The organism is Stenotrophomonas sp. AS012628 (assembly GCF_010608305.1).
GTDB lineage: Bacteria > Pseudomonadota > Gammaproteobacteria > Xanthomonadales > Xanthomonadaceae > Stenotrophomonas > Stenotrophomonas geniculata.
Window position 1 is genome coordinate 39,816 of record NZ_VMBJ01000010.1, and the last position, 24,876, is coordinate 64,691.

At 65.3% G+C, this 24,876-nt stretch carries 22 protein-coding genes and 1 tRNA gene; 12 read left to right on the plus strand and 11 right to left on the minus strand.

Features of this window, described 5'->3' with window-relative positions:
* The first annotated feature begins 50 nt into the window (after positions 1-50).
* The gene (locus tag G5A07_RS06950) at positions 51-575 is read left to right on the plus strand and encodes a hypothetical protein (protein WP_191863081.1); all 525 of its coding nucleotides are present in this window, start codon (positions 51-53) and stop codon (positions 573-575) included.
* 529 nt (positions 576-1,104) lie between these two features.
* Here the strand turns inward: G5A07_RS06950 and G5A07_RS22465 are convergent.
* Together G5A07_RS22465 and G5A07_RS06955 are read right to left on the minus strand one after the other, a co-directional pair.
* Complete coding sequence (locus tag G5A07_RS22465) at positions 1,105-1,233, minus strand: hypothetical protein (protein WP_262405861.1); 129 nt, start codon at positions 1,231-1,233, stop codon at positions 1,105-1,107.
* A gap of 215 nt (positions 1,234-1,448) precedes the next feature.
* A complete protein-coding gene (locus G5A07_RS06955) occupies positions 1,449-3,320 on the minus strand; it encodes a DUF262 domain-containing protein (protein WP_191863082.1) in 1,872 nt (623 codons plus the stop codon).
* Between the two features lie 256 nt (positions 3,321-3,576).
* Between G5A07_RS06955 and G5A07_RS06960 the strand changes: the two genes are divergently transcribed.
* Complete coding sequence (locus tag G5A07_RS06960; protein WP_191863083.1) at positions 3,577-5,595, plus strand: ATP-binding protein; 2,019 nt, start codon at positions 3,577-3,579, stop codon at positions 5,593-5,595.
* Here the strand turns inward: G5A07_RS06960 and G5A07_RS06965 are convergent.
* Positions 5,592-6,437 (minus strand): hypothetical protein, encoded by an 846-nt coding sequence (locus G5A07_RS06965; RefSeq protein ID WP_191863084.1) that lies wholly within the window; start codon positions 6,435-6,437, stop codon positions 5,592-5,594. The two genes, G5A07_RS06960 and G5A07_RS06965, sit on opposite strands and share 4 nt — an antisense overlap.
* 134 nt (positions 6,438-6,571) lie before the next feature.
* On the opposite strand from G5A07_RS06965, the gene G5A07_RS06970 reads away from it, so the two are divergent.
* Positions 6,572-6,772, plus strand: coding sequence for a hypothetical protein (locus tag G5A07_RS06970; RefSeq protein WP_191863085.1), 201 nt, complete (start codon positions 6,572-6,574; stop codon positions 6,770-6,772).
* A 251-nt stretch (positions 6,773-7,023) separates the two neighbouring features.
* On the opposite strand, the gene G5A07_RS06975 is transcribed toward G5A07_RS06970, so the two are convergent.
* The 3 genes from G5A07_RS06975 to dtd form a co-directional block, all read right to left on the minus strand.
* Positions 7,024-7,099: transfer RNA gene (locus G5A07_RS06975), tRNA-Ile, on the minus strand.
* Between the two features lie 160 nt (positions 7,100-7,259).
* Positions 7,260-9,113, minus strand: a complete 1,854-nt coding sequence (gene rpoD / locus G5A07_RS06980; protein ID WP_010481200.1) for an RNA polymerase sigma factor RpoD — start codon at positions 9,111-9,113, stop codon at positions 7,260-7,262.
* A 90-nt stretch (positions 9,114-9,203) separates the two neighbouring features.
* A complete protein-coding gene (gene dtd, locus G5A07_RS06985; protein ID WP_049401012.1) occupies positions 9,204-9,644 on the minus strand; it encodes a D-aminoacyl-tRNA deacylase in 441 nt (146 codons plus the stop codon).
* 61 nt (positions 9,645-9,705) lie between these two features.
* On the opposite strand from dtd, the gene G5A07_RS06990 reads away from it, so the two are divergent.
* The 4 genes from G5A07_RS06990 (at position 9,706) to G5A07_RS07005 (ending at position 13,959) form a co-directional block, all read left to right on the plus strand.
* Positions 9,706-10,626 (plus strand): lauroyl acyltransferase, encoded by a 921-nt coding sequence (locus G5A07_RS06990; RefSeq protein ID WP_049436895.1) that lies wholly within the window; start codon positions 9,706-9,708, stop codon positions 10,624-10,626.
* Positions 10,627-10,711: 85 nt separating this feature from the next.
* On the plus strand, positions 10,712-11,848 hold the full coding sequence (ribA, locus tag G5A07_RS06995; protein ID WP_049452915.1) for a GTP cyclohydrolase II RibA: 1,137 nt from the start codon (positions 10,712-10,714) through the stop codon (positions 11,846-11,848).
* Between the two features lie 75 nt (positions 11,849-11,923).
* Positions 11,924-12,424: a PH domain-containing protein gene (locus G5A07_RS07000; RefSeq protein WP_043397520.1), complete on the plus strand. Its 501-nt coding sequence runs from the start codon at positions 11,924-11,926 to the stop codon at positions 12,422-12,424.
* Positions 12,421-13,959: a PH domain-containing protein gene (locus G5A07_RS07005; RefSeq protein WP_053443573.1), complete on the plus strand. Its 1,539-nt coding sequence runs from the start codon at positions 12,421-12,423 to the stop codon at positions 13,957-13,959. The genes G5A07_RS07000 and G5A07_RS07005 overlap by 4 nt, the downstream gene beginning before the upstream one ends.
* Positions 13,960-14,073: 114 nt before the next feature.
* On the opposite strand, the gene G5A07_RS07010 is transcribed toward G5A07_RS07005, so the two are convergent.
* Positions 14,074-15,132, minus strand: a complete 1,059-nt coding sequence (locus G5A07_RS07010; protein WP_191863100.1) for a CDP-glycerol glycerophosphotransferase family protein — start codon at positions 15,130-15,132, stop codon at positions 14,074-14,076.
* Here G5A07_RS07010 and G5A07_RS07015 point away from each other — a divergent pair.
* Together G5A07_RS07015 and G5A07_RS07020 are read left to right on the plus strand one after the other, a co-directional pair.
* Positions 15,131-15,949 (plus strand): glycosyltransferase family 2 protein, encoded by an 819-nt coding sequence (locus G5A07_RS07015; RefSeq protein WP_191863086.1) that lies wholly within the window; start codon positions 15,131-15,133, stop codon positions 15,947-15,949. The genes G5A07_RS07010 and G5A07_RS07015 overlap by 2 nt on opposite strands.
* A 43-nt stretch (positions 15,950-15,992) precedes the next feature.
* A complete protein-coding gene (locus G5A07_RS07020) occupies positions 15,993-17,114 on the plus strand; it encodes a glycosyltransferase family 4 protein (RefSeq protein WP_191863087.1) in 1,122 nt (373 codons plus the stop codon).
* 18 nt (positions 17,115-17,132) lie between these two features.
* Here the strand turns inward: G5A07_RS07020 and G5A07_RS07025 are convergent, their stop codons facing one another.
* The 4 genes from G5A07_RS07025 to def all read right to left on the minus strand — a co-directional run bounded on the left by G5A07_RS07025 (position 17,133) and on the right by def (position 21,769).
* The gene (locus G5A07_RS07025; protein WP_191863088.1) at positions 17,133-18,854 is read right to left on the minus strand and encodes a glycosyltransferase family 39 protein; all 1,722 of its coding nucleotides are present in this window, start codon (positions 18,852-18,854) and stop codon (positions 17,133-17,135) included.
* A gap of 23 nt (positions 18,855-18,877) precedes the next feature.
* Positions 18,878-20,209 (minus strand): 16S rRNA (cytosine(967)-C(5))-methyltransferase RsmB, encoded by a 1,332-nt coding sequence (rsmB, locus tag G5A07_RS07030; protein ID WP_010481181.1) that lies wholly within the window; start codon positions 20,207-20,209, stop codon positions 18,878-18,880.
* 3 nt (positions 20,210-20,212) lie between these two features.
* Positions 20,213-21,136 (minus strand): methionyl-tRNA formyltransferase, encoded by a 924-nt coding sequence (gene fmt, locus G5A07_RS07035; protein WP_010481179.1) that lies wholly within the window; start codon positions 21,134-21,136, stop codon positions 20,213-20,215.
* A 120-nt stretch (positions 21,137-21,256) separates the two neighbouring features.
* The gene (gene def / locus G5A07_RS07040; RefSeq protein ID WP_010481177.1) at positions 21,257-21,769 is read right to left on the minus strand and encodes a peptide deformylase; all 513 of its coding nucleotides are present in this window, start codon (positions 21,767-21,769) and stop codon (positions 21,257-21,259) included.
* Positions 21,770-21,895: 126 nt separating this feature from the next.
* Here def and G5A07_RS07045 point away from each other — a divergent pair, with 126 nt between their 5' ends.
* From G5A07_RS07045 to G5A07_RS07055, 3 genes are all read left to right on the plus strand, one after another.
* The gene (locus tag G5A07_RS07045; protein ID WP_049452925.1) at positions 21,896-23,029 is read left to right on the plus strand and encodes a LysM peptidoglycan-binding domain-containing protein; all 1,134 of its coding nucleotides are present in this window, start codon (positions 21,896-21,898) and stop codon (positions 23,027-23,029) included.
* Positions 23,030-23,195: 166 nt separating this feature from the next.
* Positions 23,196-24,323: a DNA-processing protein DprA gene (dprA, locus tag G5A07_RS07050; protein ID WP_191863089.1), complete on the plus strand. Its 1,128-nt coding sequence runs from the start codon at positions 23,196-23,198 to the stop codon at positions 24,321-24,323.
* A 43-nt stretch (positions 24,324-24,366) separates the two neighbouring features.
* Positions 24,367-24,840: a DUF494 family protein gene (locus G5A07_RS07055; RefSeq protein WP_005411195.1), complete on the plus strand. Its 474-nt coding sequence runs from the start codon at positions 24,367-24,369 to the stop codon at positions 24,838-24,840.
* Positions 24,841-24,876 lie beyond the last annotated feature (36 nt).

Consider the following 24,876-nt stretch of genomic DNA (forward strand, 5'->3'; position numbering starts at 1 on the left):
GGTCGGCCGTCCAATGAATCGTGGATTGCGAGCAATCACACCGTTCAGCGATGCTCACGCTGATTATTGAACTGGATATGGATGTGACTGAAGTACGCAACCTAAAAATCCGCCGCCGCCCCAGTCAAGAAGAGGGTCTGGCCTGTCTCGCCACTGCGTTTGGATCACTGGCTCCAAGGACCGGCGGTGAGCTTCTGATACGCCAGGTCTTGGACCACTGGAACTACCCTGCGGCGCATGTCATGGATGTGCTCTACCGTGCAGAGGCGTGCGACTTGATTATGCTGTCCAATCGCGCAGTTGGACTAGTAATCACATTGACCGTCGCTGGCGCAAAGCTCTTCTTGTCCCCACTGGGCCAGCATGAGTCGAGGACACCCGTCTCGCCCGATTGGATTTGCCAAACTGATCCCCTGGATCAACTGTTCCAAGTCGCCACGCAGTACATGGAAGTTCATGGCGAAGCTGGTCTGAAGGTGATGGCCGAGCAACCCTGCAGAATCGTGGCGCCAGCTCTTGATGGGCCTCAGGCATGGATGGAGCTCGTGGAGCACATCAAGAAGGCCAGCGGCTAGGAAGCGAAGCGATAGCGCCAAGCCTTGCTGCCGGCAGGACGAATCTCGATCACCAAGCCGTTCGTATCGGCCACTCGATACGCTGCGTCCGTTGGCTTTAGCGCACAAATCTGTCAATGAGTGTGTGAGTCAGGCGAAAATTGTCCGCCACCTGACTCGCAAGCTGACTCACTTCTTGGGCGGATGCAAGCGGATCGGGGTAGCCCCGCGGCGGCACCTCAACCCTTATTTTCCAGCGCTTTTATGGACTGTTTGGACTGATCTGGTGTTCCTGAAACCATAACTTGTCCGCCAACTTCAACCATAACCTGTCCGGACAGAACCTTCCAGTCCATGCCGGCCTAGCGCTTCCAAACCTCGATGGATTGCCGTGGCACCAGTCGGTTGCCCAGGCCGTGCCAAGGCTTCTCACCGGCATAAGCCATCGTTTCGACCAAATGCATTGTTGTGTCCTCTTTAGTTGGCGGCACAAACGCGCAAGGCCCGGACAATGCCGGGCCTTGCGCGAGATGCCAAAGATTGTTTGGAATCAGCTGTAGGGATCGACCATGCCAGCACATCTGCTGCAGGCCGCGCTTGCCGTGCACTTCATGACACCGGCCAGCACAGCAGTGGCCACGACCATCACGCAGTAGATCAGCTCGACCTTGCTCTTCATCTTTATTTCCTCCTGCAAAGACGCGACCTGCGCTGCGTCGTGCGCGAAGCCAGAACCACCCGGCTTCATAGAGTGGTATGGATTTGAAATTTCGTTCAATCTCAACTACAGACCAATGGAAGGGAATTTACCGCACGGCAGGCTCCGCTGAACTTTATGAAGGCAATCCCCGGATAGAAAAAAAGCGAAGCGCCTATCGAATTTGAAGAGCATTGTTAGCGTGGATACAATTGCGTTGCGGCCTCAGCCAATCGTTTGGCGCGCGCGAAGATGACCTCCTCATTCCAAGTTTTGCAAGCCATCAACTCGCCATTGAGGCTCAACACGGTGTTGGCGATCAGCAGTTGCTTCTTGGTGACGAAGTCTTTGTTTTGCGCCTCGCGGTTGACCGACAAGTTGAGCAACGTCAGGTTGCCCAACGTGGGAATGGCTTTGGCGCGGCGGCGGATAGCCTGGTAGTGATCCGACAGGACGGCTCCTACCAGTTCCAGCTGCTCGGCGGCCTGGCTCTCGGCAAACGTGGCCTTGCTGCCGTCCGGCAACGTCCAATGCTCGTACCACGACCTGGGCAGGATGTGGTCAATGTCCAAATTGGACAAATCGGGGATGGAGGGCTCTTCCGTACGCTTGGTCAGGCGCAGCCAGCCCTCCAGCTCCGTGAGCAGCATTCGGCACCGGCCCGCGTCCAGATTGCCGTGGTACGTGGATGCAGTCTGGAAGGCGTGGACAAACTCGTCATCCTCAGGCCAGCGCGCCGCCGGGCTGTTCGGTGATGAGGCCAGCAGCTCCTTCAAGGCTTCCCGCGTAGGCTCGCCCTTGATCCACTGACGCAGTACCGACATGAACCAGTTGTTGTAGTTTTTGAGGGTCAGGCCACAGACGGCACGACGAACGATGTACGACACGATGTTGTTGAACATCGCGGTTTTTTCGCTGTCGGGCACGTCGGCTGTCGATATGCGCAGGGCCAACGGGTGGGTGGTCGTGGTGTCGAACGGCTGGAGCCGCCGCCCGAACCGGGCCACCGGCAAGTCGCCCTTGCCTTGGATCAGTTGCAGGTAGTGCTTGCCATAGGTGTCCAGCATGGCCAACTGCTGGGTGGTGGACAGCCCTTGGGCGAAGTTCTTGAAATCGACGTACAGGCGGGCCAGGTCGCCCTCCTGTCCGGTCTGGGCGCGGATGGTCGAGAAGATCAGCCATTCCAAGCGCGGCTTGATGATACGCCCCCGCCGTTCGGCGACCTTCCAGATGTCTTGCTCGAACTGCTTCCACTTCGCTTCATACAGCGCCGCCGGATCTTCCTTGCTGCTGTCCACCGTCATGAACAGGTGGTTCCGGATCAGGTCCGTGGCATGGAGTTCGGCCCCTCGCCCATTCAAGGTCTCGAAGATGACTTGGGCGTCGTCGCCCTTCTCCAGCTGAATCAGGACCACTTTCAGATCGGTTAGCACCGCCATGACCAAGGCTTCGACGGCGTCCGCGCCGCCATTGGCCTCGATCCAAGCCTTGGCCCATTCGGCGAAGTTCCAGATCGCATTGAGCGCGGGCGGGTGGACAATCCCGATACGCCGGAAGGTGCCAGCCTGGGTGAAGTGAGCGGGATACCTCGCCTGCAAGGTAGCGAGCTTGTCGGCAGTCATGGCCGACACAAACGCCTTCTGGTCGGAGAACGTTGGCCAAACCTTGAACACCTCCACATCGGCATTGGCCATGGTGGTGGGGTTGGGGTTGTCCAGCACGGCCACCAAGTAGGAGTCGTAGTCCGTGATCTTCAATTCGCGGGTGGCCAGCCGGATGCCGGCCAGGACGTACTGCAGCGTAGTCAGGCGTTGCTGGCCATCGATGATGTGGAGGGTATCCACGCCCCGCAGGCCCACCTTATCCTGCGGCTCGACCACGATGGCGCCCAGAAAATGCGGCGCAGGCTGGGTGTTGCTCAGCCGCTCCTCAGCCTTGTCCTTGATATCTTCCCAGAGCAACGGCCATTGCTTATCCAAGGTCCAGACGTAGGCCCGCTGGTAGAACGGCACCTTGTACTGCTTCCGATCTTGGAACACCTGCTGGATCGTCCAAGTTTCCGACTTCATTCCCCGCTCCGATCTCCCCTGAAAACTGGATTATGCCCCGAGGTCTCCGTCAACGATGAGGCCGAACCGGGGTCGCAGGCCTTGAGATGGCCCCGGCCCAGAGTCCGCAGAGCGGGCATAGCCCGAACAACCCCGGTATCCTCTAGCCGTTCACCGTCCCATGGCCACCTCCTCCATACCCGCAGCCGGCTTGTCCGGGCCAGGACGGCGAACTACCACTTGAGGAGCGTTCTACGGTATGGCCGACAACCAATCCATGGATATCAAGATCGAGGCCAAGCCGGACTTCTTGAAGTCGCTGGCGTCCAACGTCAGCCCGATCACGGCAGTCTCGGAGCTAATCTGGAACGGATTTGACGCAGGCGCCCAGCACGTCAAGGTCATTCTGGAACCGAATGAACTCAATGGGCTCCATGCCATCCGTGTGGCAGACGACGGCGACGGCATAGACCGAAGCAAGGTCGATGCGTTGTTCGGCGGTTTGGGCGACTCATGGAAGGCCAAATCTCACCGCTACAAGGGCCGGACGCTCCACGGCAAGAACGGCAAGGGTCGCTTCCGTGCTTTTGCCCTAGGTGAGAGTGTCGAGTGGCGGACCACTTATCTCGATGGAAAGGCATTCAAGACCTACGCGATTACTGGCCGCGCAAGCCGACTGACAGGCTTCAGCGCCTCGCAACCAACGGACGCCGACACCACGATCCTCGGTACCGAGGTCGTCATCGAGAACCTTGACTCCAACTTCCCGTCCCTGACGAGCGACAAGGCAGCACTGGAGATCACCAAGCAGTTCGCCGCTTACTTGACGGAAAGCCCGGGCCTGACGTTGTACTACAACGGCGAAAAGATCGATCCGGCCTCCGTCCAGAACTACAAGGAAGACTTCCACCTAGGCGAAGTCGAACTCCAAAGCGGAAAGCGGGTTCCAGTGTCTATCACGATCGTCGAATGGTCGGTCCAGACAGACCGCGTGTTCGAGCTTTGCGACAAGGCAGGCGTTTCCCTCCATGAGGTCACGATCGGCCCCCAGATCAAGGCGCCTGGATACAACTTCACGGTGTACGTGAAATCGGACCACTTCCGCGACTTGGACAAGGAAGGAGCCCTTGTCCTGTCCGATCTCAACCAGGACGTGGCGGACATCCTTGGCGCCGTCAAAGTCAAGGTGCGCGAGCATTTCCGGCGTCGCATTCTGCAACACCGCAGTGAAACGATCCAGCGCTGGAAAGACGAGAAGATTTACCCCTACGAGGACAAGGCCGAAGTCAACTCCTCCGAGCAGATCGAGCGTCAGGTCTTCGATATCCTCGCGGTGAATGTGGAGGACCACCTTCCCTCTTTCGATGAGGCCCCCTCCAAATCCAAGAAATTCACGTTCCGGCTGCTGGCACAGGCCATTCGCGAGAACCCGGATTCGGTTCGAACGATCATGGACGAGGTACTCAATCTCAAGAAGGAGGAACAGGATGACTTGGCGACCCTTCTTCAAAAGACGACCCTGTCCAAGATCATCACGTCGGCCAGGATCGTGGCGGACCGCTTGAACTTTGTGGAAGCACTTAGCGATCTTCTTTTCAACAGGGAAAGCAAGAAACGGCTCTTGGAACGCGATCAGCTCCACAAAGCGCTGGAAGTGGAGTCATGGATCTTCAAGGAGGACTTCAACCTCGCAGGATCCGAGAAGACGCTGGAAGACGCTCTTGCCATCCATATCGGCAAGCTCGGCAAGCGAGAGGACGACGCCGACGAATCGGACGATCCCGTCCTGCGTGAAGATGCCAAGGGTGGGCGAATCGACTTGATGCTGGCACGTTCTATCCAGCCTACCCAAGGCAGCCACGAGTATCTGGTAGTTGAGTTGAAGCGCCCAAAGCAGAAAATCAACTCAGAAGTTCTTGGCCAGATCAAGAGCTACGCATTTGCCGTAGCCAAGGACTCCCGCTTCGATCAGAAGAGAACGAAATGGACCTTCATGGTGGTGTCGAACGAAATGGATGATTTCGCCAAACTGGAAAGCAGACAGAAGGACCGGCCCGAGGGTGTCGTCTTCCAGAGCGACGATTCAAGCATCACGGTGTGGGCCAAGACATGGTCCGAGATCCTGACCGACGCACGGGCTCGGCTGCATTTTTTCAGTCAGCAACTTGACTATCAGGCTGACTCCGATAGTGAGCTTGCTTATCTGAGACGTGCACACTCGAAATACATTCCGGACGACCTAGCCGAGCTCGCGACGGGTGCAGGTGCCGCAGCGGCTGAAGGCGACTTCCCCTAACGATTATTGCCTGTTGCCCGACAGCCTTCCCGGAAGCGAGAACAGCCCAAGAGCGGATTCTCCTCCACGGTGGCGAAGAAGTCCTTGCGCGCGATCTTCTGGCGCGCCAGGTGTTGGGTGTTCAGGTTGTCGAACTTTTTCCGCAACGTCTCTTCGGTGGAGGTGTCGCCCGCAGCCTGCCTCCAGCTCTTCCGCTGATGCTTGTGGGAGTGCTGTGACCACAGATCCCAGATTACTTCGAATTGCGCCTTCTTCATTCCAACCATTTCCACCAGCTGGGCCCGGTCCAAGAACCAAGCTTTCTTACCAGACAGACACTGTGACTGAACTTGTTGGGCCAGATGTTGAAAGAAGGGAATGGTTTTCAAGCGCGCGATTAGTTCATCCCTCTGCCGCTCAAACCCTTGCAGTTGCTCCGGATCGTCCGCGAACATCTTGACGCGACTGCAGCAGTCGTTGAGTTGTAGCAGCGTGATCCGCGCACGGCCTTCTTCAAGATCTTCATTGGTCGGCGATATGAGGTAGTGGAAGAAGAGGTTTCCTTCCAAGATCGCACGAGCATGGCATGCAATCGCATGAAATCCCCATTGAGCATGGTCACTTTCAACCCACCGGGACAGCGGTGCGGCACGTACAGCGGCCGTACCGTGGTCACACATGCGGGCGAAGACATAAGTCGCGTATCCCATGCAGGGTCCTGCCATCCTCCCGGCTTGGGCCTGTCCGACGGCTACCGCCTCGCACACGGCCTCATCTAAACATCCGAGAGCCTCCTCATAATCCTGCCGTCCGGGTTCCTCTTTTTCGCTCAATCGTTGAACGAACGCCTCAGCTTTACTCATCTCGTCTCCATACCTCGGCCGTTCAGCTAAAGTCACGCCCACGCCTAGGGCGCTGTCGAAGACACCCTACAACGACCACAGCGCAAGGCTATCAGATGGTCTGCGGTATAATTGGACCTCGGCAGGAGGCACCCATGATCAGCAAGGCTCAGCGCCAACAGGCACTGATTGAGGCCACAGCTTCGCTCCGCCTGGAAGGCCTGCCTATTACATGCCGGGATGACGATCTTTATGCAGCGGCCGTTGATGGACGGCGCGTTGGGGAGTTGCGCGATGCCGTATTGGCTCGTGTCCGCGCCGAGCTGGCGTCAATGACGACATCCGCGACCCCATAGGGACGGCGAGGCCTTAAACGGCTCATCTTGATCTTGCTACGTTGGGCCGATCACCGGCTTCTCGGGTTGTCTCGGCCATGTCCGACCAGCAGTTGGCCTGAGTCTTATCACAGCCTCATCCCGGCTCAGTGAGTCCGAACTCCGCGATCATCCCGCGAAAGGGGCGTCTTATGGTCGTTTTACCATCATAAGTTGTCCAAAACGGCCAACTTATGCCTGCAGGAACATCTGGACGTCCTCAGACGTCCAATTGGTGGGCCCACCAGGATTCGAACCTGGAACCAAGGGATTATGAGTCCCCTGCTCTAACCGTTGAGCTATAGGCCCGGCGCAGCGTCACAGTGTAGTAGAGCCTGTGCTTGATCGGCTACCCGGTAATCGCAAACGGCAGCCGAGCATGGCTCGGCTCTACAGAAAGCACACACCCCCAAAAAGAAAAACCCCGCCGAAGCGGGGTTTCTCTCAACGCTTCAACAGCCGCTGGAAATCAATCGATATCCAGGAAGCTGCGCAGCTGCTCCGAGCGGCTCGGGTGACGCAGCTTGCGCAGGGCCTTCGCTTCGATCTGGCGGATGCGCTCGCGGGTCACGTCGAACTGCTTGCCGACTTCCTCAAGGGTGTGGTCGGTGTTCATGTCGATGCCGAAGCGCATGCGCAGCACCTTGGCTTCCCTCGGGGTGAGGCCGGCCAGCACGTCGCGCACGGTTTCAGACAAGTTGATGTTGGTGGTGTTCTCGATCGGGGACTCCACGTTGGTGTCCTCGATGAAGTCGCCCAGATGGGAATCCTCGTCGTCGCCGATCGGGGTTTCCATCGAGATCGGCTCCTTGGCGATCTTCATCACCTTGCGGATCTTGTCTTCCGGCATGTCCATTTCCTTGGCCAGCTCCTCCGGCGTAGCCTCGCGGCCGTACTGCTGGAGCATCTGGCGGGAAATGCGGTTCAACTTGTTGATCGTCTCGATCATGTGCACCGGAATACGGATGGTGCGCGCCTGGTCGGCAATCGAGCGGGTGATCGCCTGGCGGATCCACCAGGTGGCGTAGGTCGAGAACTTGTAACCGCGGCGGTACTCGAACTTGTCCACGGCCTTCATCAGGCCGATGTTGCCTTCCTGGATCAGGTCCAGGAACTGCAGGCCGCGGTTGGTGTACTTCTTGGCGATCGAGATCACCAGGCGCAGGTTGGCCTCGACCATTTCCTTCTTGGCCTTGCGCGCCTTGGCTTCACCGTAGGCCATGGCACGGCTGATTTCCTTCAGCTCTTCCAGGTCCAGCTGGGTCAGCTTCTCGATGTCGATCGTCGCCTGCTGTTCGGCGATGATCTGGTCCTTCACTTCGCGCAGGGCCGACGACCACTTCTGCTTGCGCTTCAGTGCGTCTTCCACCCACTCCAGGTTGGTCTGGTTGCCTTCCCAGGAACGGATGAAGTCCTTGCGCGGCATGCGTGCAGTGACGGTGGCCAGGTTCAGCACGCGGCGCTCATGGGCCTTGATCGACGCCATGGTGTCGCGCAGCTGCTTGGTCAGCACATCGGTCAGCGGCAGCGGCAGCTTCAGGGTGACGAACACCGCCGACATTTCTTCGCGCAGGCGCGGCAGGTTCTTCTTGTCGCCCTTGGTCGCGGCCTTCTTGAAGGCGTTGAAGGCATCGCTCAGCGCCTGCATGCGCGCGGCGACTTCCTCCGGATCCGGACCGGTCGGTGCGGCTTCTTCATCGCCACCGTCGACATCGTCGTCCTCGTCCTCGTCGCCTTCGGCGTCGGCATCGGCGCTGTCATCGGCAGCGGCCGCCGGCGGTGCCGGCTCTTCATCGGTCAGATCGTTGAAGCCGACGATCACTTCGGCCAGGCGCTTCTTGCCTTCCTTGTGGGCTTCGTAGTCGGTCAGCAGCGACTCGACCGAGACCGGGAACTGGCCCAGGGCCGCCTGGACCTGCGAAAGGCCTTCCTCGATGCGCTTGGCGATGGCGATTTCGCCTTCGCGGGTCAGCAGCTCGACGGTGCCCATTTCGCGCATGTACATGCGCACCGGGTCGGTGGTACGGCCACCTTCGGTGTCGAGCGCGCTCAGTGCGGCGGCGGCTTCTTCGGCCGCGGTGTCATCGACTTCGCGGTTACCGGTGTTGCCGTCGTTGAGAAGCAGGGTTTCCACATCCGGCGCAACTTCATGGACATCGATGCCCATGCCGTTGATCATGCCGATGATGTCTTCGATCTGTTCCGGGTCGACCATGTCGTCCGGCAGATGGTCATTGACTTCGGCGTAGGTCAGGTAGCCCTGTTCCAGGCCCTTGCTGATCAGTTGCTTGATTTCGGATTGGGCAGGACGTTCGTTGGCCATGTAGTGCTCGCGCCACCGGCTAGGGAGAAATAGGGAACGTAGCATTATACCAGCCCGGGGCCCGGCCTGCCGGGCGGTGGTCCCGGCGGCCTAGGGCCTGAGAAGGAAGGTCACAGGACCGTCATTGACCAGGCTGACGACCATATGGGCACCAAATCGGCCCGTTTCCACCCCTGGCGCGTGATTTTCACGACAGATCTCGACAAATCGATTGAACCCGCGTTCAGCCTCGTCCGGCGGCGCGGCGCTGGTGAAGCTGGGCCGCATGCCCGATCGGGTGTCGGCCGCCAGGGTGAACTGGCTGACCAGCAGCAGGCCGCCGCCGGTGTCGCGCAGCGACCGGTTCATCTTCCCGGCCTCGTCGGCGAACACCCGGTAGCCCAGCAGGCGCTCGGCCATGCGCCGCAGCTGGGCCTCGGTATCGCCCGGCTCCATGCCCACCAGCGCCAGCAGGCCCGGGCCGATCTGGCCGACCGCTTCATCATCGACGTGGACGGCAGCCTGGCTGACACGCTGGATCAGGACGAGCATCGTGGGCTCCTAATGAACACGGCCGGCCACGATAGCAGCGCCCTTGGCTAAACTGGCGCCGATGAATCCGCAACGCAAAGCCCGGCTGGTCTACCGCGCCACCACCCTGTTCGCCCGCCTGCCCTGGCCGCTGCTGCGGGGAATCGCCCGTGCCCTGTCCTGGACCTGGATCAGTCTCAACGCCCGTGAGAGCCGCGTCACCCGGCGCAACCTGGAGCTGGCCTACCCGGACCTGGAGGGCGCCGCGCGCGACCGCCTGCACCGGGAGCTGCTGCGCTCCACCGCCCTGCAGGCCATCGAAACCCTGCGCCTGTGGAGCCAGGCGCCGGCCGACAACCTGCGCCTGCACTTGAAGCATCGCCACGGCGAGGCCCTGTACGACGCGGCGCTGGCCAGCGGCAAGGGCGTGATCGTGGCGGCGCCGCACTTCGGCAACTGGGAGCTGCTGAACCAGTGGCTGGCCTCGCGCGGGCAGATCGCCATCGTCTACAAGCCACCGGAGGACGAGGCCAGCGATGCCTTCCTGCAGCTGGTGCGGGGCGGGCAGAACGTACAGCAGGTGCGTGCCGAAGGCCCGGCCGTGCGCCAGCTGTTCAAGGTGCTCAAGGATGGCGGTGCCACCGGCATCCTGCCCGACCAGCAGCCCAAGGCCGGCGATGGCGTGTTCGTGCCGTTCTTCGGCGTGCAGGCGCTGACCATGACCCTGGTCAACCGGCTGGCCGAGCGTACCGGCGCCACCGTGCTGTATGGCTGGTGCGAGCGCATCGGGCCGGACATGGAGTTCGCCCTGCACATCGAACCGACCGACCCCGCCGTGGCCGACCCGGACCCGCAGGTGGCCGCCACCGCGCTCAATGCAGGCATCGAGCGCATCGCCCGCCGCGACCCTGCGCAGTACCAGTGGACCTACAAGCGCTATACGCTGCGGCCATCGGGCAGTGGCGAGGAAGACCCCTACGCGACCGAGGAACACCCGCACTGACGGCCGCTCCACTCAGGCCACCGCCCCCTGCGACCGGCGGCCGCACCACGTTGAATACGACGCCGGCGCCCCCATAGAGACTGCGATGTCCGCCTCCCCCGGTCCTGCCATGCCTGCTGCTTCTTCCCTGTTCGGCGATCCAGCCGCGATCCGCTGCGAGCGCGCGGTTTCCGAACTGCGTGCCGGTCGCCCGGTGCTGCTCCACGATGGCCAGGGCCAGCGCCTGGCGGTGATCGCGCTGGACAGCGCCACGGCCAGCAGCTTCGCTGCCTTCGCCAATGCCGCCCACGAGCGGCATTACCTGTTCCTGACCGCCACCCGCGCCCGCGTGCTTGGCGTGGAGGCCCCGCAGGGTGCGCGCCTGCCGCTGGCCGGTGTTGCCTTCGACGCCCTGCCCTCGCTGGGCTATCTGCGCGAACCGGGCCCGATGCCGGACGGCTGGAGTGCCGGTGACGCCTTCGACGCAGGCGCCGTGGAACTGGCCCGCCTTGGCCTGTTGCTGCCGGCCATGGTGGCGGTGCGCCTGGACGCCGAAGACCGCACCTTCGATGGCGCGGCCGAGGTGGCCCTGTGCGACCTCGCCGAAGGCGCAGCACATGCCGCGCATGATTACGAACTGGTGGCGCGTTCACCGGTGCCGTTGCGCGATGTCGGCATGACCACCTTCGCGGTGTTCCGTGGCGGCGTCGCCCAGCGTGACCAGGTCGCGATCATCGTCGGCGAACCGGACCTGTCGGCGGTGGTACCGGTGCGCGTGCACTCCTCGTGCCTGACCGGTGACCTGTTCGGCTCGCTCAAGTGCGACTGCGGCGACCAGCTGCGGCGCGGCCTGCGCAAGCTGAAGGAACTGGGCGGCGGCGTGCTGCTGTACCTGGACCAGGAAGGCCGTGGCACCGGCATCGCCGCCAAGATGCGCGCCTACGGCTACCAGCACGACGGCCTGGACACCATCGACGCCGACGCACAGCTGGGCTTCGGTGCCGACGAGCGCCGCTACGGCAGCGCGGTGGCCATGCTGCGTGGCCTGGGCATTTCGCGCGTGGCCCTGCTCAGCAACAACCCGACCAAGGCGCAGCGCCTGCGCAATGCCGGCATCGAAGTGCTGGACTGCATTCCGGTCACCGGCGAAATCACCGCCGAGAACGAACACTACCTGCGCACCAAGGCCGATCGTGCCGGCCACATGCTGGATGTGGACGCGCTGATCCAGGCTGCCCAGTAACGCAGCCGACCTGCTACCGTCTGCGCGGTGCGGCCACGGCCGCTACCGCCCGCCCTGCCACCTGACGGAGCCCGCGTGACCGACGTTCCCCTTACTGCTCCGCCCACCGATGCCTGGCAGTCGCTGCCGCGCCGCGCCTCGCGGCTGGCCGCACTGGAAGGTGCCTTCGGTGGCCTGTTTGTGCCAGGCCTGCCGCTGGCCGCTGCATGGTGGTTCTTCGATCTGCCCGGTGGCGTATGGGTCGCAGCCCTCGGGCTGCTGGTGGGGGCTGCATGTGGTGCGTGGCTCGGCCACCGCCGCCTGGTCCGCACCCGTTGGCGGCTGGACGCACAGGGCCTGGGCCTGCGACGAGACCTGATGTGGCAGCTGGAAACGCGCATTCCCCTGTCGCGCGTGCAGCACCTGGACCTGCGCCGCGGGCCACTGGAACGCCGCGCCGGTCTGGCCACGCTGATCGTGCACACCGCCGGCACCCGCATGAGCGCGGTGACCGTCAGCGGCCTGGACGAGGCGGATGCCGAGCGCCTGCGCGACACCCTGTCCCATCAGCTCGACCAGGACGCCGACGCCCTGTGAGCCTGCCACCACCTCTGCCTGCAGCGCTGCCCACCGGTGGCGAGGACCACCGCCTGCATCCGTGGTCATGGTTGTTCGTACTGTTGATGCAGCTGCGCCATTACTTCCTGCCGCTGGTCGCGCTGCTGGTGTTCGGCCAGCGGGGTGACCGCGACCCGATGTGGGCGCAGCTGATTCCGCTGACGGCAATTGCCGCACTGGTACTGGTGTCGGTGCTGCAGTACCTCAGCTACCGCTACCGTATCGGCAGTGATGCGATTACCGTGCGCAGCGGTCTGCTGGCGCGCAACCGCCGCGAGATCCCGTTCGCCCGCATCCACAACGTGGAGGTCCGGCAGAACCCGCTGCACCGCCTGTTCGGTGTGGCCGAGCTGCGCCTGGAATCGGCCGGCGGCGTGCGTCCAGAAGCCGAAATGCGGGTGCTGAAGCTGGACCAGGCGCTGGCGCTGGAACGACTGGTGCGCCAGCGCGGGCAGGCGCCGCAGGCCGCCGACGTTGTCGCCGCCGCCTCGATCACCGAGGCCGACACCGAACAGGTACTGCTGCGCCTGTCGAGCTGGGACGTGGTGCGCATGGGCCTGCTGTCCAACCGTGGCTGGGCGCTGGCGATCGCCGCGTTCGGTGTTCTGTTCCAGACCGTGCCGCGACCGGTGATGGACGATGCCCTCCAGCGCGGTGGCCGCGAGGCCTTCGGCTACGCCAGCCACCTGCACCCCGGCGTGGCTGGCGCGTTCCTGCTGCTGGCTGCGGCTCTGTTGCTGGGCTGGCTGGCGCTGCGCGTGTTGTCGGTGGTGCTGACCCTGCTGCGCTACCACGGCTTCACCCTCAGCGAGCAGGATCGCCGCCTGACCGTTTCGGCTGGCCTGCTCAGCCGCACCCGCAGCAGCGTGGCGCGCCGGCGCATCCAGGCCTGGACGCTGCGCGAAGGTACGTTGCAGCGCTGGTTCGGGCTGCGCCAGCTGCGCATCGACAGCGCCGCCGGTGGCCCTGCGCGCGATGAGGACCGCGCCCTGCGCGAACTGGCACCGCTGGCGTCAAGTACGCGTTGCGAGCAGCTGGTGCAGCACCTGCTGCCACAGTTGCAGTGGCCACCGGCGCAGTGGCAGTCCATTCCGCAGCGCGGCTGGTGGCGGCTGTGCCTGGGCGCGCTGCTGCTGGTGCCGCTGCTGGCTGCGGCCGCGTACTGGCGCTGGGGCCCATGGGGCCTGCTGGTGCTGGCGTGGCTGCCGGTGGCGCTGCTGGTCGCGCACCGGCAGATGGCGCGCATGGGCTGGTCCCTGGACGAGCACTATGTGGCGGTGCGCGGCGGCTGGTGGAAGCGCTGGTGGCGCTGGGCCGAGCTGGACAAGGTGCAGGGCCTGCGCCTGCAGCGCTCGCCGCTGGACAGGCTGCTGGGCACCAGCAGCCTGCAGCTGGATACCGCCGGCGCGCATGGCGATGTGGCGCTGACCCTGCACCATCTGCCGCAGGCACAGGCGCAGCAGGTGATGGAGCAGCTGGCCGCAGCACTCGCGCGGCGCAAGCTGCGCTGGTGACGGCGGGGCCGGATCCCGGCCGCGCATCCACGCATGGCGTGGATCTACTGTAGCGCCGAGCCCACGCTCGGCTTGCCGCAGCCGAGCAAGGGCCCGGCGCTACATCACCCCCCGTTACCGCTGCGAGGGGCCCCAATAGCCCAGGTCCTTGCGGATCTGCAGGTCGCGCATCCAGCTGCCGAACGGCTTGCGCCGCAGCGCGCCCATTTCGCCGGACAGGAAATCCTCGGTGGCCGCGATCACGCGCTCGCTGGACAGGCCATCGCGGTACGGGTGGATGGCATCGGCGTAGCGCACGATTTCCGCCTGCAGCGCCGCGTCCGGGTGCAGCGCGCGCTGCAGCATCGCCTGCAGCTGCGCAGGATCATCGAAGTCGATCATGTGCGGCTTGGGCACGCGGTTGCGGAAAGTCACCACTGGCTTGTGCTGGACAATGAACTCCGAAACGATCGACGAGGTATCCGATACCAGCACATCGGCGGCGCGCTGTGCGGCCATCACCTGCTCGGGCTCGATGAAGCGGGCATTGGCACCGGCCAGCGCGCGGTAGCGTTCGAACAGTTCCGGCGGGCACTTCGGGTGCAGGGTCAGCAGCCAGTAGTGATCACCAGCAGCGATATCGGCGGCGATCTGCGCGTGCAGGTGCGGGGCCGCGCTCAACCGTTCAGTGAAGGTCGAGCCGAACAGGATCACCGGGCGCTCGCCGGCCGGAGCACGCAACGCGGCGCTCTCGCCGCCATCGTCGCGGAACAGCGGATCCAGCTTCGGCCAGCCGGTCTCGGCCACGGCGAAGTGGCCCTGCTGCTCGGCGATCTGCCGGAACGGTGCGGTGGTGGCCGGCCCCTGCGTGCAGTACAGGTCGAACATGCCGCGCACCCTGAAGTGGCCGCGGGCACTGTCACGCTTCTCCACGTTGAAGCCATGAAACAGCTGCACCTTGGCCCCGGAAAGGAAGGTCGGCACCCAGTTGGCGGCGCTGAACACCGCACGCGGGCGCATCGCCAGGGCCTGCTTCAGGCCAATGTTGGGCACCCCCGGCAGGCTGCTGCCGGCCGCTCCGCCCTCGAACCAGGCGGCCACCTCCTGCCCGGACGCGTGCAAGGCCTGCGCCAACGGGGCGAGAATAGGCAGCGCATAGCGCTCCGTCGCAAACAACAGGTACCCGGCCATCATGTCCTCCACGACCGCTCCCATCGAACGGCCTCGCATCTCGGCGTGCATTATCGCGTTCAACGAGGCCGGGCGCATCGGCGACTGCCTGGCCTCGCTGGCCTTCTGCGATGAGATCGTGGTGGTCGACTCGCAGTCCACCGATGCCACCGTGGGCATCGCCGAGGCTGCCGGTGCCCGCGTGCTGCAACGTCCGTTCGATGGTTTCCGCAGCCAGAAGGCGTTCTGCGTCGAGCAGGCCAGCCACGACTGGGTGCTGTGCCTGGACGCCGACGAACGCATCAGCCCCGAGTTGCGTACGGCCATCGAGCAGGCCCGCGACGGCGGTTTCAGCGGCCACGCCGGCTACCGTTTCGCCCGCCTCTCGGAATATTTCGGGAAGTTCCTGCGCCACGGCAATGCCTACCCGGACCGGGTGCTGCGGCTGTTCGACCGTCGCCAGGGCGGCTGGCGCGGCAAGCGCGAGATCCACGAAGCGGCCAGCGTCGATGGCAACGTCGGCACCCTGCGCGGCGACCTCATCCACTACCCCTACCGCTCCCTGCAGCAGCAGCTGGCCAAGACCGAGAAATACGCGCGGATGATGGCCGAGCACGAGTTCGCACGCGGCAAGCGGGCCACCCTGGGCAAGCTGGTACTGGCGCCGGCCTGGCGGTTCTGGCGCGGCTTCCTGTTCCGTGGCGGCTTCCGCGATGGCTGGCATGGCCTGGTGTATGCCTACGTACGCGCCAACTACGTGCGGCAGAAGACCATCATGCTGTGGATGCTGGGCAATGGACAGGCGGTGGCCGACCCGGCGCCTTCCGCGGACCGGCCGTGACCACGCTGTGTCACACTGCGCGGGCGTTGCCTGAAGATCCCCCATGAAAATCCTGTACACCAACTTCCACTATGGCGACGGTGGCGGCCACACCACGTACATCGTCTCGTTGGCGCGTGCGTTGCACGGCCAGCACACGCTCCATGTCGCCGCGCCGGCCGACAGCCGGCTGCTGCGGACCATGGCCGATGAAGGCCTTGCCCGCACACTGCCGATTGCGTTCGGCAGCGGCCTGCCAACGCTGCCCCGGCAGCTGGCCGAACAGCGTGCGCTGCGCAGGCTGGTGCGCGATGAAGGCATCGACCTGATCCACGTCAACGGTGCGCGCGACCACCGCTTCGTGATGCAGGGGCTGCTTGGCATGCGCCGCCCGCCGATCGTGCTGACCAAGCACAACAGCAAACCCACCGACACCTTCGGCAATGCGCTGCGCGCACGCTGGGCCACCGATCGGCTGATCGCGGTCTCGGCCGACACCAAGCGCCTACTGGAACAGGGCCCATACCGTCGCTGCCCGATCGACGTGGTCCGCAACGGCGTGGACCTGGAGCGCTACTCGCCACAGCCGGCCGGCACCGGCAGCGCGCTGCGCCAGCAATGGACGCAGGATCCACAGGCGCTGGTGCTGGTCAGCAATGCCGGCACCGACGATTACAAGGGCTGGATCGACCTGGCCCAGGCCATCGCGCGGCTGCCCGATGCGGTGCGCCCGCACGTGCACATGGCCGTGGCCGGCCACCTGCCCAGCGCACAGCAGCGCGAACAGGTGCAGGCGCTGGGCGAGGTGGCCGCGCAGGTGCACTTCACCGGCCTGCTGGCCGATACCCGCGTACTGATCGCGGCCGGCGATGCTGGCTTCGTGCTGTCCCATGACGTCGAGACGATCTCCTTCGCCTGCCGCGAGATGATGGCCAGCGCCAAGCCGATGCTGGTCAGCGATTACGCGGGCCTGCCGGAAAACATCGAACAAGGCGTCGATGGCTGGGTCGTTGCCACCCGCGACATCGACGCCATCGCCGCACAGGTGCAGGCGCTGTACGCACAGCGCGATGCGCTGCCGGAACATGGCCGGGCAGCACGCCGCCATGCACAGCGGGAGTTCGGCCTGCAGACATTCGCCGACGCCACGCTGGCCAGCTACCACGCCGCCCTGGCCAGCCCCTGAGCCAGGTTGCCCGAACGCTCAATCAGTGATGCCGGGCCCCTGCAGGCGGCGCTCGTGCTCGAGTTCCGCCGCCGACGGCCGGCAGGTGCCGGCGACCGCGTCGGCAGGCACCAGCCACCAGCGGCGACGATTGGAAATGCCCGCCATTTCGGCCTGCGCACGATCAATGCAGGCCTGCATCGCATCCTCGTTCACCAGCAGCCAGCGGTGCTGCGGAACCAGCCGCTGCCAGCGCACGGCTGCCTGCAGCTGTTGATGCCAACGCGCTTCGAATCCAAAGGTGGCCGCAGGACGATCGGCCATCAGCAGGTTCTGCTCTTTCCATGCCACCAGTCCCAGCTCGGCCTGCGGGCCGATGCGTGCGCTGACCTCGCGCATCAGGCCACGGGCCGAGCTGGAATCGTTCAACACCGGATAACCGACCAGGCTGTACAGCACCCAGACCCCGGCAAGGGTAGCGACCAGGGCAACGTGCCGACGCCGGCGCCCGCACACCCACAGGCTCAAGGCCGACCAGACCGCCATCGCCAGCGCCGTCCAGGCCAGCGCATCGGTGGCACCGGGAAGCAACCCGCGGCCATGGGTAAGGCGCACTTCGAAATCCGGATCACCCAGCAGCGCCAGCGCACCGACCAGGCCCAGCGCCAGTGCCAGCAACGCGGTGAATGCGCCCAGCACACGCTGCACATCGCGCCGCCTCAGCAGCCCCGGCAGCAACGGCGCCAACGCCAGGCAGAACATCGGCAATGCCGGCAGGATGTAGACGTCGCGCTTGCCGTGCGGGATGGAGAAGAACAGCACGACCAGCAGCCACCAGGCCAACGGCAGCAGGTAGCGCGCATCGCGCCGGCGCAGCCGCCGGAACCAGGCCGGAAGCGCCCACGGCAGCAGCAGGAACGCGGGGATCCACATCGACGGCATGATCGCCAGGAAGTACCACCACGGCTGGTGATGGTCCCAGGACTGCGTATAGCGCCGTGCGGTCTGCCGGAACAGGATGTCGTCCATGTAGGCGCGGTACGGCTCCGAGCCGGTGGCCAGGCCGGCCAGCAGCATCGGCGCCAGCCACAACGACACCGCCAGCAGGAAGGCCAGCGGTGCCAGCCAGAAGCGCAGGTCACGCACGTGCAGGCTCACCTGCGGCCAATGCAGCATGGATGCGACTGCGGCCGGCACGATCATCATCAGCGCCAGCACGCCTACGCCCTTGGTGATCACCCCGATGCCGGCGAAGAACCAGCCCATCCACCACCATCGCCAGGCCGGGCCCAGCAGCAGATGGCGCAGCAGGCCGTAGTTGGCCAGGGTGATGAACAGCACCACCAGCGGATCGATCTGCGCCTTCTTCGCCTGGAAGGTGAAGTGCAGCGCGAACAGCAGTGCCCAACCCGCGTACAGCCCCACCTGCCGCGTCCACAGGCGGCGGCCGAGATCGACCACGCACCACAGCGTGCCCAGCGCGGCCAGCAGCGAGGGCAGCAGGAACGCCATCCGCCAGTGGCCGACCAGGCTGTACAGCGCGGCCTGCCACCACATCAGCATCGGCGGCTTGTCCGAATAGAGTTCGGGGCCGCGATGCGGGAACAACCAGTAACCACTGTCGACCATCTGCTTGGCCACCAGCGCGAAACGTGGCTCATCCGATGGCCACGGATCACGGAGGCCCAGGCCGGCCCCCAGCACCAGCAGGGCCATCACCACCAACAACCACGTCTGGCGCGACGCGTGGGTTTTCAGCATGGGACTCGAAACGGCAGCGGGGGTCAGGCTGCTTTTAACAGACGCGCGTAGAAGAAACCGTCAGCATCGTTTTCACCCGGCAGCCGCTGGCGTGCCACCCCTTCGCAATCGACGCCGAACGCGTCGCCCAGTGGCTGCGCCACGGCATCCGGATGCCACTTCAGGAACGCGCGCACCTGATCGATGTTCTCGGCGCGCAGGATCGAACAGGTGGCATACAGCAGCACGCCACCCGGGCGCAGCATCGACCAGCAGGCTTCCAGCAGGCGCGCCTGCACGCCAACCAGTGCATCGATATCTTCAGCGCGACGGTGGAACATCACATCCGGCTGGCGGCGGATCACGCCAGTCGCCGAGCACGGCGCATCCAGCAGGATCGCGTCGAACGGCACGCCATCCCACCAGGCACCGGGATCACTGGCATCGGCAGCCAGGGTCTGCGCATGTTCGCCCACGCCGGTGCGGGTGTAGGTATCGCGTGCGCGGGCCAGACGGCGCGCGTCGATATCCAGCGCCAGCAGGCGCAGGCTGGGGTCGCGCTCCAGCAGGTGCGCCGACTTGCCGCCGGGTGCCGCGCAGGCGTCCAGCACGCGGGCACCGGCCACCGGGGCCAGCGCATCGGCCGCACACTGCGCCGACAGGTCCTGCACCGAGATCGCGCCCTCGGCGAAGCCGGGCAGCTGATTCACGGCAACCGGAGAGGCCAGCCGCAACGCGTCGGCGCTGAGCGGACTGGCTTCCGCGGCGATGCCGGCTTCGGCCAGCGCTGCCAGTGCCTTGTCACGGCCGCCCTGCTGGCGGTTGGCGCGCAACCACAGTGGCGCCGGTTGCAGGCTGGCGCTGAAGATCGCGTCGGCCTGCGCCGGCCAATCGCGTTCCACCGCATCGGCCAGCCATTCCGGGAAGGCATCGCGCGCGGGCTGTTCCGGGAAACCTTCGCGCTGCGCGCGGCGCAGGATCGCATTGACCAGGCCTGCCTGGCGCTCACGGCCCAGTGCACGCGCGGCATCGACCGTGGCCGACAGCGCCGCGTGCGCCGGCAGCTCGAGCACGTCCAGCTGGGCGAACCCGACCATCAGCAGCGTGCGCAGGTCGGCATCACGCGCCGACAGCGGCTTCTGCATCCACGACTGCAGCGCCGCGTCATAGGTGCTGCGACGACGCAGGACGGCAAAACACAGGGCTTCCAGCAGCGCGCGGTCGCGGCTGTCGGCCAGCTTCGGCAGCGCCCAGGCCAGCTCGGCCTTCAGCGAACGGCCACGGGTGAACACCTGTGCCAGCACACGTGCGGCCAGCATGCGCGTGGCCGCGCCCGGCGCCGCCTTGGCGACGGAGAAATCGTTCTGCTTCGACACCGCTTATGCCCCCACGCGCAGATCGCGGCGGGCGTTGAGGTAGTCGGCCGCAGTAATCGCCTTGCCACCTTCCCGCTGCAGCACTCGCAGGCGCAGCGCGCCCTGGCCACAGGCGATGTCGATGCCATCGCGGCTGGCGGCCAGTACGGTGCCCGGTGCCTGGCCGTGGTCCGCCTCCAGCGCCACCGCACCATGGATGCGCACGCGTTCACCGGCCAGCGTCGCCTCGGCGATCGGCCACGGATTGAACGCGCGCACGGTACGCGCCAGCGCGCCGGCGTCCTGCGCCCAATCCAGCTTCGCTTCGGCCTTGTCCAGCTTGTGCGCGTAGGTCACGCCCTGCTCCGGCTGCGGCCGCGCGATCGGCTTGATGCCGGCACGCAGCAGGCCCAGGCCATCGGACAGCACCTGTGCGCCCAGCTCGGCCAGCTTGTCATGCAGCTGGCCACCGGTATCGGTGGCCGCGATCGGCAGTTCCTGGTGCAGCAGCACCGGGCCGGTGTCCAGGCCGGCCTCCATCTGCATCAGGCAGACGCCGGTCTTGGCGTCGCCGGCCTGGATCGCGCGCTGGATCGGCGCGGCACCGCGCCAGCGCGGCAGCAGCGAGGCATGCACGTTCCAGCAGCCGTGGGTCGGAATGGCCAGCACCGCCTTGGGCAGGATCAGGCCGTAGGCCACTACCACCATCAGATCCGGCTGCAGGTCGCGCAGCTGCTGCTGGGCGGCCGCGTCCTTCAGCGACTCCGGCTGGTAGACCGGAATGCCACGGGCCACGGCTTCCAGCTTGACCGGCGACGGCGCCAGGCCACGGCCACGGCCGGCCGGACGATCAGGCTGGGTGTAGACGGCCACGACCTCATGATGGCGCGCAGCCGCGCGCAGCGATGACACCGCGAATTCCGGCGTACCGGCAAAGACAATCCTCATGGCTACCCCACTTGCAGGATGGATTCGTGCAGGAAAGAAAACGGCGCCGTCGGCCGGCGCCGTACAGCCCGCGCGTGCCGCGCAGGCGCGGGCCACCCGAAGGGTGGCCCGGATTGGCGATCACGCCACGTGCTTGCGCTGCTTGGCCAGCTTCTTGCGCACCATCTCGCGCTTGAGCGGCGACAGATAGTCGATGAACAGCTTGCCGTCCAGGTGATCCATCTCATGCTGGATGCAGGTGGCCAGCACTTCGCCGGCTTCCATCTGCTGTTCCTGGCCGTTGCGGTCCAGGTACTTCACGGTGATGGTATCGGCACGGGTGACGTCAGCGAAGATGCCCGGAACCGACAGGCAGCCTTCCTGGTACACCCGGCCCCCGTCCTTGGCGACGATTTCCGGGTTGATGAACACATGCGGTTCATTCTTTTCTTCGCTGACGTCGATGACCATGAAGCGCTTGTGCACGTCCACCTGGGTGGCGGCCAGGCCGATGCCCGGGGCGTCGTACATGGTCAGGAACATGTTGTCGATCAGTTCCTGGAAGGCCGGCGTGGTGACTTCGGCGGCTTCGATCAACGCAGCCTTGGTACGCAGGCGCGGATCGGGGAACTCGAGAATGGGGAGAAGGGCCATGGCTGTTTCCGGATAGGGGGCCGGCACGCCGGCATACGTCGCAGATTCTAGCTCCAACGCTTGCCTTGCGCCCCGGTTTCTGGACTATAGTGCGCGAACCTGTTGGGGAATCAGGGCTTCACACCTATGTTGCTTCGTTTTCGTACGGTCGTCGCCGCGGCGATGCTGACCGTGGCTGCCTATGCTACCGCCGTGGAAGTGAATGGCGGGCACCCGGACACCTATGTGGTCCGAAAAGGGGATACGTTGTGGGATATCGCCGCACGTTTCCTGCAGAAGCCGTGGCTGTGGCCGGAGATCTGGCAGGCCAATCCGCAGATCGCCAATCCGCACCTGATCTATCCCGGTGACGTGCTCAGCCTGGCCTATCTGGACCGGGTGACCGTCGCTGCCAAGCCCGGCCCGCGCCAGGAAGCCCCGATCGATGCCATTCCGCTGGCCCAGGTCGAGCCGTTCCTGAAGCAGCTGAGCGTGGTCGACAGCATCGAGCAGCTGCCCTACGTGGCCGGCCTGGAGGAAGAACGCCTGCGCGTCACCAGCGGCAGCGCGGTGTACGTGCGCCTGGCCGACGCCCAGCTGGGGCAGCGCTGGGCCGTGGTCCGCCCGACCGTGCGCTACGCCCAGCCCAAGCCGACCGAGGACCTGACCGCCAACGGCGACGTCACCCCGGGCAGCGGCAACCTGTGGCGGGCCTACAACGCCCCCAACCACCGCCGCGGCGTGCTCGGCTATGAGCTGGCCCAGGTCGCCACCGGCACCATCACCCATGTCGCCGGCGGCAAGGTCGAGGCGTCCACCCTGGTGCTGGACAAGAACGAGGGCGGCCGCGAGGTGCGTGCCGGCGACCGCCTGGTCCCGGTCGAGGCCAAGCCGTACGACCTGCAGTTCATTCCCCATGTCCCGGCCGCCGGTGTGGAGGGCGTCGACGTGCGCGTGCTGGCCGTCACCGACATGTTCACCGCCGCCGGCCCGCGCGATGTGATCGCGATCTCGGCAGGCCGCGCGCAGGGCGTGGACAACGGCACCGTGTTCTCGTTGTGGCGCCCAGGCCGCCACGTGGCGCACCGCATGAAGTACCCGACCTCGTCGCGCATGGACGATTCGCTCAGCACCGGCGCAGGCCGGGTCTCGCTGCCGGACGAATACGCCGCGCACGCCATGGTGTTCCGGACCTTCGACAACGTCAGCTACGCGCTGGTGATGCAGGGCGTGAAGCCGGTGCGCGTGGGGTTCAACGCACTGCACCCGGATGCGCGGTAGAGTCGACTGTTAGTCGACTGCTCTTCACCGCCCCCCGAAAGCGCCCGCGCTGCGCGCGGTAGTCGACTGACAGTCGACTCTACAGGGGCGGTCTCCGGCAAAGTCTGACAGCCACATGCGAAGGCGCCCTAGGGCGCCTTTGTTGTATGCGCTCGATAGTGGGGGGATGACCAACCCAACTGACGAGGCGCTGCTGCGCCTGTTGATGGCAGGCGGCGCGCTGGCACCACGTCGGGCCCTGCTGGAGGCCGCAGGCAATGCGGAAATCGCGATCGCGCAGGGCACCGCGAACTGGCGCGCCCACGGCTGCACGCCAGAGCAGTGCGCCGCACTGGAACGCCCGGACGCCCGTGCCTCGGCCGTGGCACGGCGCTGGCTGGAAGACGACAACCAGCACCTGCTGGCCTTCACCGATCCGGCATTCCCCCCGGCCCTGCTGGATGTTCCCAACCCACCCCTTGCGCTGTTCATCGCCGGTGACCCCAGCCTGGCCTGGCGCCCGTCGGTGGCGCTGGTCGGCAGCCGCTCGCCAACGCCGGGCGGACGCGCGCTGGCAGCCCGCTTTGCCGGCTGTTTCGTCGAAGCCGGACTGACGGTGACCAGCGGCCTGGCGGCGGGCATCGACGCCGCCGCCCACCAGGCGACACTCGACGCCGGTGGTTGCACCGTGGCGGTCATCGGCACCGGCCCGGACCGGGCCTACCCGGACAGCCACGCCCGCCTGCAGGCCCGGATCGCTACCGAAGGCGCGGTGCTCAGCGAGTACCTGCCAGGCACGCCGGCACGCCCCGGCCACTTTCCCGCCCGCAACCGGCTGGTGGCCGGGCTGGCACTGGCGACGGTGGTGGTCGAGGCCGCCCAGCGCTCCGGCGCCCTGATCACCGCACGCCTGGCCGCCGAGGCCGGCCGCGAGGTCTGCGCCCTGCCCGGCTCGGTGCTCAATCCACGCGCGGCGGGCTGCCATCGGCTGATCCGTGAGGGTGCTGCATTGGTCGAGCGCCCGGAGGAGGTCCTGGAACTGCTGGCCCCCGCCCTCCGCCAGCAGCTGCCGGGCTTGCAATCACGGTTGGCCACCCCCACTGAACAGGCACCGCCGGTACTCCTGCCGGCGCGCTGGGCCGACGACCCTGACTACCAGTGCTTGTGGCGGGCCCTGGACCACAACCCAAGCGGTATGGATTCACTGATCACGCGCTGTGGATTGACGGCGCCCCAGGTGTCCTCCATGCTGCTGGCCATGGAACTGGCGGGAATCGTGGTGTGCGTACACGGCCGCTACTGTCGAACTCCCTAGTTTCTTCACCTCCACAGCGTCGCGCGACGCAGGCCGAGGGGCAATGAAAGAGAGCATCCTGGACGTACTGCTGTACCTGTTTGAACACTATTTCAGCGAAGATGCGGACCTGATCCGTGACCGCGATTCGCTCCAGAACGGCCTGATCCAGGCCGGTTTCAGCCCAACCGAGATCAACAAGGCATTCGACTGGCTCGATGCCCTGGCCGCGCAGCGGCCGAGCGTGGCCCAGGCGCGGGTCGATGGCCCCGTGCGCGTCTACCACGGCCCCGAGCTGGACAAGCTGGACGTGGAATGCCGTGGTTTCCTGCTGTACCTGGAACAGCACGGCATCCTCGACGCCGACCAGCGCGAGCTGGTGCTGGACCGGGCGATGGCCCTGGACCAGGACGAACTGGACCTGGACGACCTGAAATGGGTCGTACTGATGGTGCTGTTCAACCAGCCCGGCTCCGAGGCGGCGTATGCCTGGATGGAGACGCAGATGTTCATGGACGAGCCAGAACCCCTGCACTGACCGTACACTTGGGGGCATAGCGCATTCAGGAGCGTC